This window comes from Clostridium cavendishii DSM 21758 (assembly GCF_900141845.1).
Lineage (GTDB): Bacteria > Bacillota > Clostridia > Clostridiales > Clostridiaceae > Clostridium_AG > Clostridium_AG cavendishii.
The window spans coordinates 208,680-225,022 of record NZ_FQZB01000005.1; the positions used below are offsets into that span (position 1 = coordinate 208,680).

The 16,343-nt window shown below is 25.4% G+C and carries 16 protein-coding genes; 11 read left to right on the plus strand and 5 right to left on the minus strand.

The genetic code is table 11. The annotated features are described in order from the left end of the window. The first annotated feature begins 266 nt into the window (after window positions 1–266). The 3 genes from BUB01_RS04810 (at window position 267) to BUB01_RS04820 (ending at window position 2,208) form a co-directional block, all read left to right on the plus strand. Complete coding sequence (locus tag BUB01_RS04810; RefSeq protein WP_072985551.1) at window positions 267–962, plus strand: MBL fold metallo-hydrolase; 696 nt, start codon at window positions 267–269, stop codon at window positions 960–962. Between the two features lie 162 nt (window positions 963–1,124). Continuing rightward, a complete protein-coding gene (locus BUB01_RS04815; RefSeq protein WP_072985552.1) occupies window positions 1,125–1,493 on the plus strand; it encodes a C-GCAxxG-C-C family (seleno)protein in 369 nt (122 codons plus the stop codon). A gap of 232 nt (window positions 1,494–1,725) precedes the next feature. Then, complete coding sequence (locus tag BUB01_RS04820) at window positions 1,726–2,208, plus strand: DUF2628 domain-containing protein (RefSeq protein ID WP_072985553.1); 483 nt, start codon at window positions 1,726–1,728, stop codon at window positions 2,206–2,208. A 96-nt stretch (window positions 2,209–2,304) separates the two neighbouring features. Here the strand turns inward: BUB01_RS04820 and BUB01_RS04825 are convergent, their stop codons facing one another. Beyond that, window positions 2,305–3,378 carry a polysaccharide pyruvyl transferase family protein gene (locus BUB01_RS04825; RefSeq protein ID WP_072985554.1) on the minus strand — a complete coding sequence of 358 codons (1,074 nt, stop codon included), beginning with the start codon at window positions 3,376–3,378 and terminating at the stop codon, window positions 2,305–2,307. A gap of 11 nt (window positions 3,379–3,389) precedes the next feature. Beyond that, complete coding sequence (locus BUB01_RS04830) at window positions 3,390–5,225, minus strand: glycosyltransferase (protein ID WP_072985555.1); 1,836 nt, start codon at window positions 5,223–5,225, stop codon at window positions 3,390–3,392. A gap of 237 nt (window positions 5,226–5,462) precedes the next feature. On the opposite strand from BUB01_RS04830, the gene BUB01_RS04835 reads away from it, so the two are divergent. The 4 genes from BUB01_RS04835 (at window position 5,463) to BUB01_RS04850 (ending at window position 10,021) form a co-directional block, all read left to right on the plus strand. Next, a complete protein-coding gene (locus BUB01_RS04835) occupies window positions 5,463–5,933 on the plus strand; it encodes a hypothetical protein (RefSeq protein WP_072985556.1) in 471 nt (156 codons plus the stop codon). 1 nt (window position 5,934) lies between these two features. Next, window positions 5,935–7,827 (plus strand): glycosyltransferase, encoded by a 1,893-nt coding sequence (locus tag BUB01_RS04840; protein WP_072985557.1) that lies wholly within the window; start codon window positions 5,935–5,937, stop codon window positions 7,825–7,827. Window positions 7,828–8,042: 215 nt separating this feature from the next. Beyond that, a complete protein-coding gene (locus BUB01_RS04845) occupies window positions 8,043–8,948 on the plus strand; it encodes a hypothetical protein (protein WP_072985558.1) in 906 nt (301 codons plus the stop codon). Between the two features lie 2 nt (window positions 8,949–8,950). Beyond that, the gene (locus BUB01_RS04850; RefSeq protein WP_072985559.1) at window positions 8,951–10,021 is read left to right on the plus strand and encodes a radical SAM/SPASM domain-containing protein; all 1,071 of its coding nucleotides are present in this window, start codon (window positions 8,951–8,953) and stop codon (window positions 10,019–10,021) included. Window positions 10,022–10,040: 19 nt separating this feature from the next. On the opposite strand, the gene BUB01_RS04855 is transcribed toward BUB01_RS04850, so the two are convergent. After that, a complete protein-coding gene (locus BUB01_RS04855) occupies window positions 10,041–10,790 on the minus strand; it encodes an ATP-binding protein (RefSeq protein ID WP_072985560.1) in 750 nt (249 codons plus the stop codon). A gap of 325 nt (window positions 10,791–11,115) precedes the next feature. Between BUB01_RS04855 and BUB01_RS04860 the strand changes: the two genes are divergently transcribed. From BUB01_RS04860 to BUB01_RS04870, 3 genes are all read left to right on the plus strand, one after another. Continuing rightward, window positions 11,116–11,634: a metal-dependent hydrolase gene (locus BUB01_RS04860; RefSeq protein ID WP_072985561.1), complete on the plus strand. Its 519-nt coding sequence runs from the start codon at window positions 11,116–11,118 to the stop codon at window positions 11,632–11,634. Window positions 11,635–11,866: 232 nt separating this feature from the next. Further along, window positions 11,867–12,895, plus strand: coding sequence for a DNA polymerase beta superfamily protein (locus tag BUB01_RS04865; protein ID WP_072985562.1), 1,029 nt, complete (start codon window positions 11,867–11,869; stop codon window positions 12,893–12,895). Then, window positions 12,885–14,222, plus strand: coding sequence for a CCA tRNA nucleotidyltransferase (locus BUB01_RS04870; protein ID WP_072985563.1), 1,338 nt, complete (start codon window positions 12,885–12,887; stop codon window positions 14,220–14,222). Before BUB01_RS04865 ends, BUB01_RS04870 begins: the two co-directional genes overlap by 11 nt. A 212-nt stretch (window positions 14,223–14,434) precedes the next feature. Here BUB01_RS04870 and BUB01_RS04875 read toward each other — a convergent pair whose 3' ends face one another. Together BUB01_RS04875 and BUB01_RS04880 are read right to left on the minus strand one after the other, a co-directional pair. Continuing rightward, the gene (locus tag BUB01_RS04875; RefSeq protein ID WP_072985564.1) at window positions 14,435–14,710 is read right to left on the minus strand and encodes a barstar family protein; all 276 of its coding nucleotides are present in this window, start codon (window positions 14,708–14,710) and stop codon (window positions 14,435–14,437) included. Window positions 14,711–14,743: 33 nt separating this feature from the next. After that, window positions 14,744–15,253: a ribonuclease domain-containing protein gene (locus BUB01_RS04880; protein ID WP_072985565.1), complete on the minus strand. Its 510-nt coding sequence runs from the start codon at window positions 15,251–15,253 to the stop codon at window positions 14,744–14,746. A gap of 245 nt (window positions 15,254–15,498) precedes the next feature. On the opposite strand from BUB01_RS04880, the gene BUB01_RS04885 reads away from it, so the two are divergent. Continuing rightward, on the plus strand, window positions 15,499–16,170 hold the full coding sequence (locus BUB01_RS04885; protein WP_072985566.1) for a putative ABC transporter permease: 672 nt from the start codon (window positions 15,499–15,501) through the stop codon (window positions 16,168–16,170). Window positions 16,171–16,343: the final 173 nt, after the last annotated feature.

Sequence of the window (16,343 nt, forward strand, 5' to 3'; positions counted from 1 at the left end):
TTAATTATTTGTATAATACCATATATTCAATTAAGTGTAAATAAAATTTTCTAATTTATTCTATATATGATTATATTATCAAATGGAAATATGAGTAAATACAAAACAAATATATTTAGAGAGAAATTAATATATTAAATAAAATACTCGTAAATGAAAATAAAATAAAAAACAATAAACATAAAAAGTAAGAATAAATTGTATTATAATTATAACTACGGATATATTATTTTTAAATAATTAAGCTAAAAATTAGGGAGGAAAATATGATTGATTTTATTGGAACTGGAAGTGCATTTAATGTTGAGAGAGGTAATACAAGTGCTTTTTTTAGAAAAGATAAGAGTTTGCTTTTAATAGACTGTGGGGGAGGAGTATTTCATGAGTTACAAAAGTTAAATATTTTAAATGATGTAGAAAAAGTATATATTATAATCACCCATACGCACCCTGATCACGTGGGAAGCCTTGGTGATTTAATATTCTATTCATATTATATTTTAAAGAATAAGGTAAATATTTTCTTTCCAGAAAAGACTTTACTTGAGGAACTATTAACCAAATTAGGAGTAACTTCAGAATATTATAACCTTAATACTTTAAATAAGGTAAATATTAATGATAGAGCATTAGGTAATCTAGAAATAGATTTTTTAAATGTTACTCATGTTAATACAATACCAGCTTATGGATTTGTAATGAACTTAAATAACAAAAACTTTTATTATAGCGGTGATTCAAACAATATAAGTAAAGAAATTATTGATAAGCTTAAAATAGGAGAGATTCAAAGAATTTATCAGGATACCTGTGGATTAGATTATGAAGGAAATGGGCATCTATCATTAAAAAAACTTTGTGGGTTAATTCCAGAAGAGTTTAGAAGTAAAATTTATTGCATGCATCTTGATCAATATGTGACAGAGGAAGAAATAAAGGCTAATGGATTTAATATTGCTTAAAGTATGTAATTAATGTTTTTCTATTATATATCTTTATGTCTTGTTTAAATATAATATTAAGTTTGGTGCTAATAGTAATAATATATGGAATTTTAACTTGAAAATAATATATAATTGAGTTTACAATAAAAATAGTAAATATATTTAAAGGAGAGTTTTATTATGAAAAAGGCATCAGGATATCATAAACAAGGTTATAATTGTGGAGAAGCTATGATTAAAGCTTTTAATGAAGATAATAATACAAAAATACCAGTAGCGTTAGGTAGTGGTATGGGGTCAGGATTTACTGTAGGTAGTGTATGTGGGGCAGTAGGGGCAGCAACTGTAATACTTGGATATTTAAAAGGAAGAGAAGACAAGGAAGATTTAAATATAGCAAGGCAAAATACTAAAGAACTAATGACTATGGTTCGCGAAAAGTATGGTAGTGAGCTTTGTAAGGACTTAAAGAAAAATGGTATTAGTTGTGAAGAAATAGTTGAATATACTTATGAAAGCTTAAATGAAATTTTACAAGAAAATAAATAAATTTAACCCTCTATGTTAAAATTTTAAACATGGAGGGTTAAAGTTTTATATACTAATATATATTGTAATATTATTTTAAAATTATCTTTATTATTGATATTAAGTTAAATGTAGAATTATAATTCAATATACATATACGTACTTAAAATAAAAAATAAAAGTTTAAGTATACAGGTTAATCTTATGGAATATAATTCATAATGAAAGTATAATTTATAGGGGGAAAATATCTTTGGAGAATAACTTTAATAATGATTTACCTTATACTTTGGAAGAATATAATGATTTCATAGGACAAGAAAAAGCAGGTTATTATACTGAAAAATTTAAGTTGGCTAATAGGGGAAATAAAGCTTCTTGGAATTGGCCAGCATTTTTCTTTTCTGCTATCTGGTTGATGTATAGAAAAATGTATGCTATAGGCGCTGGTATTTTTGTTTGTAATCTTGTTCTTGTAAGTATACACAGAGTATTAGGGCTTGTGTTAAATATAGTAGTTGCTATTTTTGCAAATTATTTATATTCACAACATGTAAATACCAAAATAGCTCAAATTAAAGCTTTAGGACTTTCAAAAGCTGAAGAAAAAATGAAACTTGTTAATCAAGGTGGAGTTAATATAGTTATTCCTATAGTGTTTGCAGTTATATACGTCTTAATTATTGTATTATTAGTTCTTGTATTTGCCACACTTTTCACTTTTGCAACAAAATAAATATAGAATCTTAATAAAATATAAAAAAGTGGATAATGAGTCCACTTTTTTTTATATTTTATTAAAGTTTATAGGTTATTAAATTTAACCAATAATCTAGTTTAATATAATATTTTTAAATGTTTCTTCAAAGGAATTAGCATATATAGAAATATTATTATTAATTTTGCTACATATATAATCATGCTTAGATTCTATAAGATTTATTGTGGTATTAATGTCTTCTTCTAAATTAGAAGAGTCAGTTGCTACAATTAATTCATCACAATCAATAGATTTAATAAAATCAAAACATTTAAACCTATAGCCTAAACAAACAAAAGGGGTACTAGCTACCGCTGATAAAATGCTTGCGTGTAACTTGAAATTTATAGAGAATATACACTTTTCTAATATACTTATAATTTGTCCTCCATTATATTTATTGAAATCTAATATTACATTATTACAGTCGTTAATTTTCTTATATAAATTAATGCAAGAATCTATATCAGTAGGCCACATAGTATAAATATAAATTTTGTGTTTATTTTCAATAAGTTTTTTACATATAGATACTAATGAATTTTCTACATTAAGCTCATTATTACCATATAACTTATTAAAAGTTGTTCCCCAATTTATAGCTATTACTTTTTCAGAATAATCTAAAGAAAGAATAGGACAATTACTACTTAAAGCACTAGGTTTTAAAAGAAAAGCTATGTCTCCAATAACGTTAATTTTATTAATATTATTAGACGAATTCTTAAACAAAGCTTTTGTTAAAGGGCCACGTACACCTATAAATTTAGATTTTTTTATTATTTCTATTAATTTAATCTCATCTTTAAAAGGTAATATATAGCAAGGAATATTAGAATCTATTAAGGATGGGATGAAGTCTTTATTTATCCAGTCATAGCCACTTCCCCAAATAATAACTTTTTTGTTTTTATTCACTGCCTTATATAAAACATCGATAGTGTTTTCAAGGAGGATAGAACCTCCACCTAAAATAATAGTATCATAATCTTCAATTTCATCTATTGTTACCCCAATATTTGCAAAAGAAATTTGGGTTTCATTTAGTTTTAAATATTTATCACAGAGTTCTTTAAAAACTTCAAGCATTAGTTCATCACCAATATTTTGAGAGTTTAACCATCCAATATAAACAATCTTAATCATAATTAATTCTCCTAGAAATTTTGTAATGAAGTTTTGTAAATATTAATTATATCCTCAGTAACCTTAGAAATTGAAAAAATATTTTTTGCCCATTCAATGTTGAATTTAGAATTATAAATAATATCTTTTTTATTTTGATATATAGTTATTAAATCATTATATAAAAAAGATGCATTATTTATTTTCCAAGAATCATGGTCTCCAAAATATACTTTCCATGCATTGTCAATATTAGACTTATTTAATATACCTAAATAGCCATGGTTCCCAGATGCTATTACTGGTTTATAAGAAGCTATAGCCTCAATTGCAACACGGCCTGTCCCTATTACGCAATTACAAGCATTATAATAATCAGATACATTAGTTTTTGAACCTAGAACGTGAATAAATTTAATCCTTAACATGTTGTTAACAAAATCGGCCATTTCTCTGATTTTATTTAGATCAGGACCATCGCCAAGGATTATAGCATGAACATCAATTTTTTCAGTAATCCTTAAATCTTTACAAACTCTTATCAAATTTTCACACACTTTAGTTTTTTCCCACGCTAGTCTACTGCAGTATAATGCTAATAAAGCATTTTCAGGGATTTCAAGAGAGCTTCTTATTGAATTCTTATTATTAAATGAATAATCGTCAAAATTTATACCATTGGGAATTATAGTTGATTGTATATTAAATTTTGAAAGCCAATTATAAACAGGAGTACTTACACTTATTACTTTTGAGCATAAAGGTAACTTTGTAGAGACTATATCATGATAATATAGGCCGTGTACCGTAAATATAGATGGAATTCTTAAATCTTTAGCAACATCTATACATATAGCTCCAGATGGTGATTGATGAGCATGAATTATATTAATATTTTCTTTTACAACTATTTCTTTAATTTTATTTTTGTAAGATATATTTTCATTATAGTCATTTATAATAGTAAGTGGGAATTTAATTGTATAAATTTTGCAATTTAGTTTTTGAAATTCTTGACTTAAAGGACCTTCATTAGAAAGAATTACTACATTAACATTTGATTTTATTAATTCTTTAGCTAAACTCAATACATGAGTTTCAGTACCTCCAATATTTAAAGTATCTAATGCTAATAAAACTTTTAAATCAGTATTTTGTAAGTTTTTAAAAGTTTTTTTACTATAAAATTCATTAGAACGTTGTTTATCATGATTTCTATAATAGTAAAGTGATTCATTTATATTATCTATACCAAATGGAAGCAATTTTGTTATAAATTCATAATCTTCTGCACCATTAATTTTTCTAGTAAGTCCTCCAATATTATCAAAGATTTCTGCTTTGAATAAAAGAGTACCATAACAAACAGCATTTCCACCACGAGCATAAATTTCTTTAATATTATCAACACCATAATAAAGACCATTATTAACAGGTGTGGGATTAGGATTATCATTAGTAAAAGTTGAATAATTGCAACCAACAGCATCCAATTCAGAATGTTTTTTTAAATAGTCAACTTGTTTCTTGATTCTATTTATATCTGAAATATCATCTGAGTCATGAATAGCTATAAATTCTCCATGAGCATGAAACAAGCCACAGGTTACTGCACCAGAGAAACCAACATTTCTACTTAAATTAACTGTTGTAATAAAATTTTTATTTGGAAATTTTGCCTCGTTTTTTATAATCCACATATTAATAACTGATTTACTATCATCAGTAGAACAATCATCAACTATAATTATTTCTATATTTTTGTAGGTTTGATTAAGCAAAGCATTTAAACAATCTTCTAAATAAGGAGCATTATTAAAGTTAGAGATAACTACACTTACTAAATTTTTAGTTCGTTTAAAAGACATTTATTACACCTCTCTAATTTTCAAATTTATAATGAATTTACATATTTAATTTTTAAATTATCAAGATAATTGTCATGATAATCTAGGAAAAGCAATTAAATTTTAAACAACAATACAATATAGTATATTAAGTAAATTAAAATTTGCTATAAATTAATAACAATTTTAAAAATTTTTAATATTATAATACTGTGTTAAAAATTATGTAAAAAAATATGCTAAGGAGTCGATGAATAGATGTTAAATAATTATATTGAAAGTGAGATAAATAGTACAACCAAGAATAATTTCTATAATAATTCTTTTTTGAGGAGATTTTTTGAAAAATTCACCTCTACTATTAGTAAAGAAGATAAAGAAAGGTTGGTAGATCCATGTAAAAATTTAAATAAAAAACGTTATGCATATACAACAGGAATTTTAAGTAGAGTTGCTAATACAAATGCTATTAGAATAACATTATTAAATCTAAATAATGGTATAGAACATTTGGAGATTGGAGTTTATGATTGGACAAAAAACGTTTCGGAATGTTTTTATTATAATAAAATATCCTTAAATCAATATAAAGGAAAAGTTATAGATATAATATTAAAGGATAATTCATATGATGATATATTGAATGTTGAGTTATTTGAAGTTAGATTATACCCATATACTGAAGCGGTAAAGGTTAATATTTTTTCTGTTAATTTGGAGAATAATTGAAATGGAAATTGAAGGCTTAGTTAGTATTATTATTGTGATAGAAAATAATGTTAATACAAATAATGTGAAATTAAGTATAGATAGTATAAATAATCAGAGTTATAAAAAGACGGAAATTATGTTTATAATGAGAGATTCTGAGAAAGAGGATATAATTAAAGCTATAAAGAAAAATAATAATATAAAGAACAATAATAATATAAAGATAGTACAAGCTAACAATGAAAAGAGTTTATTTCAATTATTAAAAAAAGGTGTGGAAATATCTAATGGTGAATTTGTTATACTAGAAAATAATTTTAATATAAGTTTAAAGAAACGAATTGAAAAACAATTAAAATATTTTAAGAATAATCCTCAAAAAGATATAGTTGGATGTTTAATTAAGTGTAGAGACAATACTCCTTTAAGTAAAAGTATATCAACCTTTCATAACAAGTTTATTAATGAAAATGATATAAACAATTCAATAAGGGGAGGAGAACTCCCCTTATTTTTAAATACACTTATGATAAGAAAAAGGCTATTAAAAAATATTTTTAATATAGATTATAAAGAGGATGAAATAGATATTATATTAGAACTTTTTAAGTATAGCCCAATTGAAAAAGTTAATGAAAAATTATATTTATTTAATGAATGTCCCATTTCAAAGTTTGATAGTGAAAAACAGTATTATAGTATAGTAGATATAAAATTAGGAAAATTTAACAAGGATAAAATGATAGAATATAGAAGTTATTTAGCAGAATTAAGAAAAACAACAGTAAATACTTTAAAATATAAAGGTAATAAAAATATTTTAATAGTTATAGAACAGTTAAATTTAGGGGGAACAGAGACACATATTTTTAGTATGTGCAAAATTCTAAGTAAGATGGGGATTAATATTTATATAGCAACATCAGGAGGTATTTTAAGGGAACTATTTATTAAAAATGGGTTTAAAATAATTGATTTTAGTCTTAAATTTAATAAATCTACAAATACTTTTTCAAATGATAATTATCTAGATTTTAAAAATATAATAGATAGATTTAATATAAAATTAGTTCACTGTCATTTAGAAAAAGAGATGATTTTTTGTAAAAGTGCCTGTAAAAAGTTTAAAATCCCTTATGGAGTGACATTACATGGAATGTTTTACTCTAAGGATTTAATTTCTAATGTATGCAAGGATGCAAACTTTGTTATTGCTGTTAGTGAACCGGTGAAATTATTGTGTGATAAACTTGGAATAGAGTCTACTGTTATCTTTAATGGTGTTAACATTAGTGAAAGAATAAGTTCTCAACAAAATATTTATAAAGAATTGAATATTCCAAATAATAGTAATATAATAACTTATTGTAGTAGGCTAAGTTGGGGAAAAGGAAAAGTTGCAGAGCTGTTTTTAAATGGTATTGAGGAAATATTATTTAAATATGATGACCTTCATATAGTTATTGTAGGTGAAGGAGATAAAAGGTATAGTATAGAGAATTATGCAGCTAGTATCAATAAAAGAATGAGAAAAGAAGTTATTCATATTGTTGGTGCCAAATATAATGTGAAGGACTATTATGTTGAAAGTATTTTAGTAGTAGGGACTGGAAGGGTAGCATTAGAAGGCATGAGTGTTTCAAAGCCAGTATTAGCTTTTGGTGGAAAGTGTTATGCTGGAATAGTTAAATATGATACTTGTGATAGAGTTTTAAAGTCTTATTTTGGTGATCATGATACAGATACAACTAATAAATATTTAAATTTAAAAAAGGATATAGAGTACCTTTTAACTCATGAAAAGGAAAGATTAGAGATTGGAATATGGAGTAAAAATTGGTGTTCTGAAAATTTTAACGAAGAAGATATGGGTATAAAAGTTAATGAAATTTATAATAAAATTCTTTTTTAAAGACAAATAGGATAATTATGTAGAGAAAAGATAAATAGTAGAAGAATCATTTTAGCTATTAAAAAATTCTTCTATTATTTATAAAGATTGAATATTTAAAATAGAAATAAGTATAGAATTTTTAAATAATTTTTTCTATAAGAGTAAAAATATTGTTTTTAATTGCAATATATATGATAATAAAAATATAAGATATAGAATATTGGGGGGATTTTATGTTTGATTTTATAAGGGAAATTAATGGACAAGATTTTTGTATTATATTTCCGATTTATGTAGTAGTTGTAATTATACTTAATAATATTATAAGAGGTTTATTGAGAAAGAGTGAGAATGAAAAAATACTTGATGAAGTAGGAATGGACGCTAAAGAACTTACAAATCTAGATATTTTAATATTAAGAGTCGATGATGATAGAGTTGAAATTATAAAATATTTTATTTTTAAGCTTTGGAAAGAGAAAAAAATAGAATTGATTAATAAAGGTAAGAAAGTCTATGTAAAGTTATTAGATGAAAATTATTTATCAGAAAATATCATTGAAAGTTGTATTTTATATCTTTGTAGAACTGATAAAAATATTAATGATTTATATACTGATAAAGTTTTAGAGGGTGAAATTAAAAAAAAAGTAAAGATTAAGAAAAATAAGTTAATAGAAGAGGGGTATATTTTCAAGAGTAGTTATTTAAAAAAACAGTCAATCTTTAATATTTGTATTTTGATTATAATGTTGTTTCCAGGAATAACTAAGCTTATTATGGGAATGAATAATGGAAAACCAATAAGAAACTTATTAATTGAACTTATAATTGGTTTTATAGCCTACTTATTTTTAACGGCTGCTAATGAGAAAAGTAAACTAGGAATAGAGCTTTTAAAAGAAAAAGAGAATTATTATAATAATATAAATTGGAATAGTTTAGAGTTCAATGAACTTGAATTATGTGGATGTATATTAGGGTTTGAGGTATTGAAGAAATTTCCGGAAACAGCTGTTTTTGCAACTAATCTTTTTACAGTTAGTAATAGTAGGTCAGGTTCTGATGGGGGATCATGCTCATCTTGTAGTTCGTGTTCTTCATGTAGTTCCTGTGGTGGTTGTGGGAGTAGTGATTAATAATGGAATGTAAAGAATTTAATAGACTTATATTACAGTGGCACATAACAAATAGATGTAATCAAAGGTGTAAACACTGCTATCAGGAGAGCTACTCTAATAAAGAATTGGATTTTGAAGAGATACTTTATATAATTGAAGAATATAAAAAACTTTTAATAGAGTATTCTAATTTAAAGGGAAGTAGTTTTATTAGAGGACATATAAATATTACAGGGGGAGAACCTTTTGTAAGAACTGATTTTATATCTATATTAGAAGAATTTTATAAGAATAGAGAATATTTTAGTTATGGAATTTTGACTAATGGTAGCTTTATAACACCTGATATAGCAAAGAAATTAAGAAAGCTTAGTGTCTCTCATGTTCAAGTTAGCATAGATGGAAATCAGAAAGAACATGATTATCTTAGAGGGAGTGGTAATTTTAATCAAACATTTAAGGCGATTAGAATGTTAAATAAAGAGAATATAAGAACTATGGTTTCATTTACAGCACATAAAAATAATTATAGACAATTTAAAAGTGTTGCTAAAGTATCAAGAAAAAATAAAGTAAGTAAACTTTGGACAGATAGATTAATTCCAATTGGAAATGGGATGTCTATGGTAGAAGATGTGTTAAATCCTATTGAAGCATTAGAATATTTTGGTGTTTTAAAGTCTGAAGAAGATAAGAGTTTTTTAAACAAAATATCAGGACTTGAGGTATATACAGAAAGAGGATTACAGTTTTTAAAATCAGGTAAAAATCCATATGCTTGTAGTGCTGGGGATAGTCTAATTACAATATTAGAGAATGGTGATGTTATGCCATGTAGAAGGTTGCCTATAATTTGTGGAAATGTTTTAAAAGAATCTTTAAAATCTATTTATATAAATAATAATATTTTTAAAGAATTGAAAACTAAAGCTATACCTAAGGAATGTGCAGAATGTGTTTATGCAAAAAGGTGTAAAGGTGGACTAAAATGTTTAGCATATTCAATATATAAAGATTATAATAGAGCTGATCCAGCATGTCCTATACTATATAAATTAAACTCTTTGAAAAATAAAAATAGCGTTATCTAAGAAGATAACGCTATTTCCTTTATTTTAATATATCACCATTAGTTCCTATAATAACTTCTCTGTAAGGTACTATTATTTGAGCTTCTAGCATAGCTTTTTTTACTAAATCCACAATACCTTTACAACAAGGAACTTCCATTCTAAGTACTGTTAAACTTTTTATATTATTAAATTTTAAGATTTCTATAATTTTATTTGTATAGTATTCAGTATCATCTAATTTAGGACAACCTATAAGAGTTATATTATCTTTTATAAAATCTTTATGGAATGATCCATAAGCGTATGCAGTACAGTCAGCAGCTATAAGTAAATCTGCGTTCTCAAGGTAAGGTGCTTTTGAGTTTACAAGTCTTAATTGAACAGGCCATTGTTTTAAATAAGATGTATTTTCATATTCACAATTATCATTGGTGGAAATATTTAAAGCAGTATTAGATTTTTTCATTTGAAGAGGACGTTCTATTTTTTTTGCCATAGTTCCAGGACAGCCGCAAGGCATTTTTTCTTCTTTGTTTTTAATATTATTTAAATGAGCTTGTCTCTCCTTAACCTTATCATCATCATAAGCTAAGCTTTCTCTTTCTATTATTTCTATTGCATTCATAGGACATCCAGGTAGACAATCACCCAAACCATCACAATATTCATCACTTATAAGTTTTGCAACATTATCTATAATTTCTATTGCACCTTCATGACAAGCGGTAACACAAATTCCACAGCCGTTACATTTTTCTTCATTTATATGCACTATTTTTCTAATCATAAATTACTCTCCTTTTAATATATAATCTAATATTTTAATCTGTTTAATACAAATTTACTACTATGAGTGATTGGTAGAAGTTTTTCTATAAGTAAGAATCCAAATTTTAATTTGGTTAATTCAAACTTACTCATGCGAATGCAATGAGTAGGAGTTTCCTTATTAATAATATATACTGTTTTTTTTGATAAATCAGTAACTTATGTTACAAAATAAAAAATTATAAAATAAATTATAGGAAAAAATCTAAAAAGAAGTTATAATAAGAACTGGTGTGCGCAATAATTGTTTACTAAAAAATTTACAAAAGAGAAAAGGAGAAAAAATGGATTATAAAACACATAGGATAGGTGGTATTTGTTCTGGTATTATTTTTAGTTCAGTACAAATATCAACAGTTAATACTTCTGATAAAATAGTTTATTCAGGTGCTATAATTTTAGGGGCAGCAATAGGGAGTCTTATACCAGACTTAGATCACCCTAAAAGTGTTGTAGGAAAAAGGTTCAAACCTGTATCAAAAGGGATAAATAAAGCCTTTGGGCATAGAGGTATAACTCATAGTCCAATTGCACTTATTTTTTACACTTTATTAATGTTAAGGTTAACAAGTACATATAATCAGTATTATGAAATAGTATTACATTATATAGCTATTGGTAGTGCTATAGGTTATTTAAGTCATTTGTTTTTAGATATGCTTACATTAGGCGGAATACCATTATTTTATCCATTAAGTAAAAAACATTTTAATTTAGCAAGATTTAAAACTGATAGAGACTATTATATTGTTTCATTTTTATGTATCGCAGGAACTATATTAACACTTACATATTTGAAGTGAAAATTCAAATTTTTATTTAAGAATTTTAATTTATCATTTAAGAGCACTCCTACTAAGCTATAGTGAGTAGGAGCTTTTTTTATATTCTAAAACAGTTTTATGAATTTTTATTTGCTTAAAGCATATAATCAAATCTTTTAATTTACATTTTTTTCCTTTATTAAGAAGCCTAATAATGGTAAGATAAGTTTATTAGAAGTGATAGTGGTAGTATAAGGTTATGGAGGTAGCTATGAATATAGAATTAATGAAAGCAAAATTAGATAGTACGGAGTATGAGTTTTTAGAAAATGAAAAAGCTTTAGGTAATAATATAATGCTTTTAACTACAGGTGGAAGTTATGCTTACGGAACTAATATAGAGACAGAAAATCATGTTAGTGATTTTGATGTTAGGGGAATTTATTTAAATAGTAAGGAAGAACTACTTACTATGAATTGTAGTGACAAGCCTTATGAGAATAAGGATTTAGACGTAGTGATTTATCCAATCAAGCAAGCTGTAGATTTATTTATAAATGCAAATCCAAATACTTTAGAAATGCTTGGAACGAAAGATAAACATGTATTTAAAATAAGTGAAGAGGGGAAAATGTTAAGAGATAATTATAACTTGTTTTTATCTAAAAGAGTGTATTCTTCCTTTGGTGGTTATGCTATTTGTCAACTTAGGAGACTTCAAAATGCGCTAGCTAGAGATAGTTATCCTAGAGAGGAAAAAGAAATTCATATAAAGAGAAGTATAGAGAAACAAATGTTGACTTTTAATGATAGGTATAAAAAGCTTTCAAATGAAGATTTAATTTTAAATGTTGGAAAATATAATGAAAGATTAGATTCTGAAATACTTATAACTATGAATTTAAAGAATTATCCTCTTAGAGATTTGAAAGGAATGCTTAGTGAAATGACTCAGGTTTTGAAAGATTATGATAAGTTAAATCATAGAAATAGTAAAAAGGATGAGATTCATTTAAGAAAACATGCTATGCATCTTGTAAGATTACTTTTAATGGGAAAAGAAATTTTAGAAGGTAAAGGAATAAATACATATAGAGAAAATGATAGAGAAATGCTTTTAGATATTAGAGCAGGTAAATATAGTTATGAGGAAATATTTGATTTAGTAAATGAATTAGAAAATAACTTTAAATATGCAGCTAAGCATACCAATTTACCTGATAAACCAAATTTAAAAGACATAAATGAACTAGTTATGGAAATAAATAAAAAAGTGGTGATGAGAAACGATGGAATTTAAAATAAATATACCAAAGCAAGTTGAATTTATAATTTCTACTTTAGATGAAAATTCTTTTGAAGCCTTTGCAGTAGGTGGATGTGTTAGGGATAGTATACTTTTAAAAGAACCTAACGATTGGGATATAACAACAGAAGCAGAGCCTTTAAAGGTAAAAGAAATATTTGAATCTTTAGGTTATAAAGTAGTAGAAACAGGAATTAAACATGGAACTGTAACTGTAATTGTAGATGATGAGCATTTTGAAGTCACAACTTATAGATTAGATGGAGAATATGAAGATTTAAGAAGGCCAAAAGAAGTTAGTTTTACTAAAAGTTTAGAGGAAGATCTTAAGAGAAGAGATTTTACTATAAATGCTATGGCTTATAATGATAAAGTGGGGCTTGTAGATTATTTTAATGGCAGAGAGGATCTTAAAAATAAAATTATAAGAACAGTAGGGAATCCTTTGGAAAGATTTGGTGAAGATGCGTTAAGAATGATGAGGGCAGTTAGATTCTCGGCTCAGCTTGATTTTGAAATAGACAATAATACAAAAGAAGCAATAAAAAAATTAGCACCTAATTTGAACTTTATTGCAGTAGAAAGGATTAATCAAGAGTTAAATAAGATTTTAGTTTCAAATGGAGTAGCTAAAATTGAAACTCTTTATGAGCTAGGTTTGTTAGAATTTATAATCCCAGAACTTATAGAAGGTTTTACAGCTCAAAATAATCCTCATCATATTTATGATGTTTTTCATCATACTATAAAAACTATGGAGAATATAGATAATAATCTTGATTTGAGACTTACTATGCTTTTTCATGATATAGGAAAGCCAAGAGCGAAAACAACAGATGAAAAAGGGATAGATCATTTTTATAAGCACCAACTTATATCTTATGATATGGCAAATGATATTTTAAAAAGGCTTAAATATGATAATAAAACCATAGAAAAGGTAGGAAATCTAGTTAAAGAACATGATAATAGAGTTAAAAACAAAAAAAGTATACGAAAGCTTCTAAATAGAATAGGTAAAGAAAATACATTAGAGCTTTTAAAAGTTTGGAAGGCAGATATGCTTTCTCAAAATCCTGAGTATTTAGAAGAGAAATTAATTTGGCTTAAAGATACTGAAAAAAAATTAAATGAGATTTTAGTAAGTGATGAATGCGTAAATATAAAAGATTTAAAAATAAGTGGTAATGATATTTTAAACCTTGGAGTCAAGGGAAAAGAAGTTGGGATAATATTGAATAATTTATTAGATAAAGTTTTAGAAGAACCAGAATTAAATGAACCAGAAAAACTATTAAATCTAGCAAAACAAATGATTTAATTAAGCAATCAAGATTTGACGTTGCTTGTTTAGGAGATAATCAAGTTTTAAAGCCAAATTTAATTTATACAAATTGCTTAATGAATATTAATAAGAGGTAGCAAAATAAATAATTTAAAAAATTTTTTGGATTTCTCTTACTTAATAAAATGGATTGTATTTTAAAATACAATCCATTTTATTTTATAACATATTATAGATATAAAGTTTTTTTAATTTATAGTAACAATAAAATCATTAGGATAGTAAGTAGAAACATTTTTTAAAACCTCTATAGTACTATCTAGATATTCACCTAAGTATTGTTTACAATACTTAGTGTTTTCAAATATAAGATTAATAGGCATTTCTATATCTGTACTTAATACGTCAAAAAGTGCGTCTAAGTTGTTACCATAATAATCCGGGAAATTAAGTTCAGTTCTAAAAACTTCATGTAATTTTTCCTTTGAATTTATTTTTAGTCCATCAATTAATACTGTTTTCATATAATACATCTCCTGAATAATTGGTTTGGTTAATTATTTTTTGTTGCTATTTTCATCATAGTAAGCTTTAAAAGTATTATAGTGATCACTAGTTCCATAAACAAGACCATCAGTTGAATATAATATTCTGTCAGCGCCTCTTTTACCACCATTATAATTTATATCACATTCATGCCAGGTTCTACCTGATTTTTTAGGAAGTTTTCCTTCAGCATTTCCAAAATAGTCGCCACCTATACTTTTACCTTTTGCATATTTAGAAAGGTCATTACCAGGTTTCCAACCAAGTTTTGTAGCTTCTTCTTTAGTTATATAATTAGACGGTAGCTTTTTAAATTTATGAATATAGTCTGCTACGCCTTGAAAATCATTAGGAGTATCAATTTCTTTTATCTCATTTTTTGAAGCTTTATTATCAGAGTTTGTTACATTAGTTTTAGCATTTGTATTAGTGTCAGTTTTTTTGCTAGTACAACTAAATAAAGAAAAGCTTAAAATTAATGATAAAAATAAAGCTAAAAACTTTCTTATAATGTATTTCATTTAAATTTCTCCTTGCCTTTAATTTATATTTTTAATTATATAATAAAATTTATAGCTATATCAAATAAAATTTAGCTATAGATTGTTTAATAATCTATAGCAGAAGAAAAATGCAGCTTTATAAACTGATGCATATTATAGTGAAAAGAGTTTACTAGTGCTTATTTAGTACAAATAAGCACTTTGTATCAATAAAGATTCATTATACATACTATAAATAAAATCATTTTTAGGATGGTATGTAAATGAATCCTTTAGTGCATAAAAAAGAAGTAAAATCTTTTGTAGAAGGGGTAAACTATTATAAGATAAGTTGGATTTTTATTTTTTTCAGTGTGATTGGTTTTATTATTGAAAGTTTATGGTGTCTTATTACAAATGGGTTTATTGAAAGTAGAAGAGGCTTAATATACGGGCCGTTTAGCCAAATATATGGATTTGGGGCTGTAATTTTTATATTAACCTTAATAAAGCTAAAAGCAAATAATAATTTAAAAATATTTATTTATAGTTACATCTTAGGAGCAATTTTTGAATATATTAGTAGCTTTGCACAACAGATAATTTTTGGAAGTGTATCATGGGTATATAATGATGATCTTATAGGAATAAATGGACGGACAAGTCTTCTATATTCATTGTTTTGGGGAGTTTTAGGGCTAGTACTTATGCTTTGGTTATATCCATTATTAAATAAGTTTTTAAAAGTTATTTCAAATAAAAAGGGAATTATATTAACTAACATAATAGTTATATTTATTGTTTTAGATATGTTGATTTCAGGATTGGCTGTTTATAGGGAGCAGAAGAGAAATAGAAACATTCCCCCATCAAATGAAATAGAAAAAGTTTTGGATGAATATTATCCAAATGACTATATGGATAAAGTATATCCAAACATGAAATTCACGGAGTAACATATTTTTACAAAATGGATTAATAAGAGTGTAGAGCATACTTTAATGTTAGTATTAATTTTAAAAATGGATAGGTAAAATCAAATTATTTTATGGTATGAAATTAAATGGCAATTTTATAAATCAAAGTATAAAATTTAGCATTTAGCATAAAATAAATTCCAACAAAAATA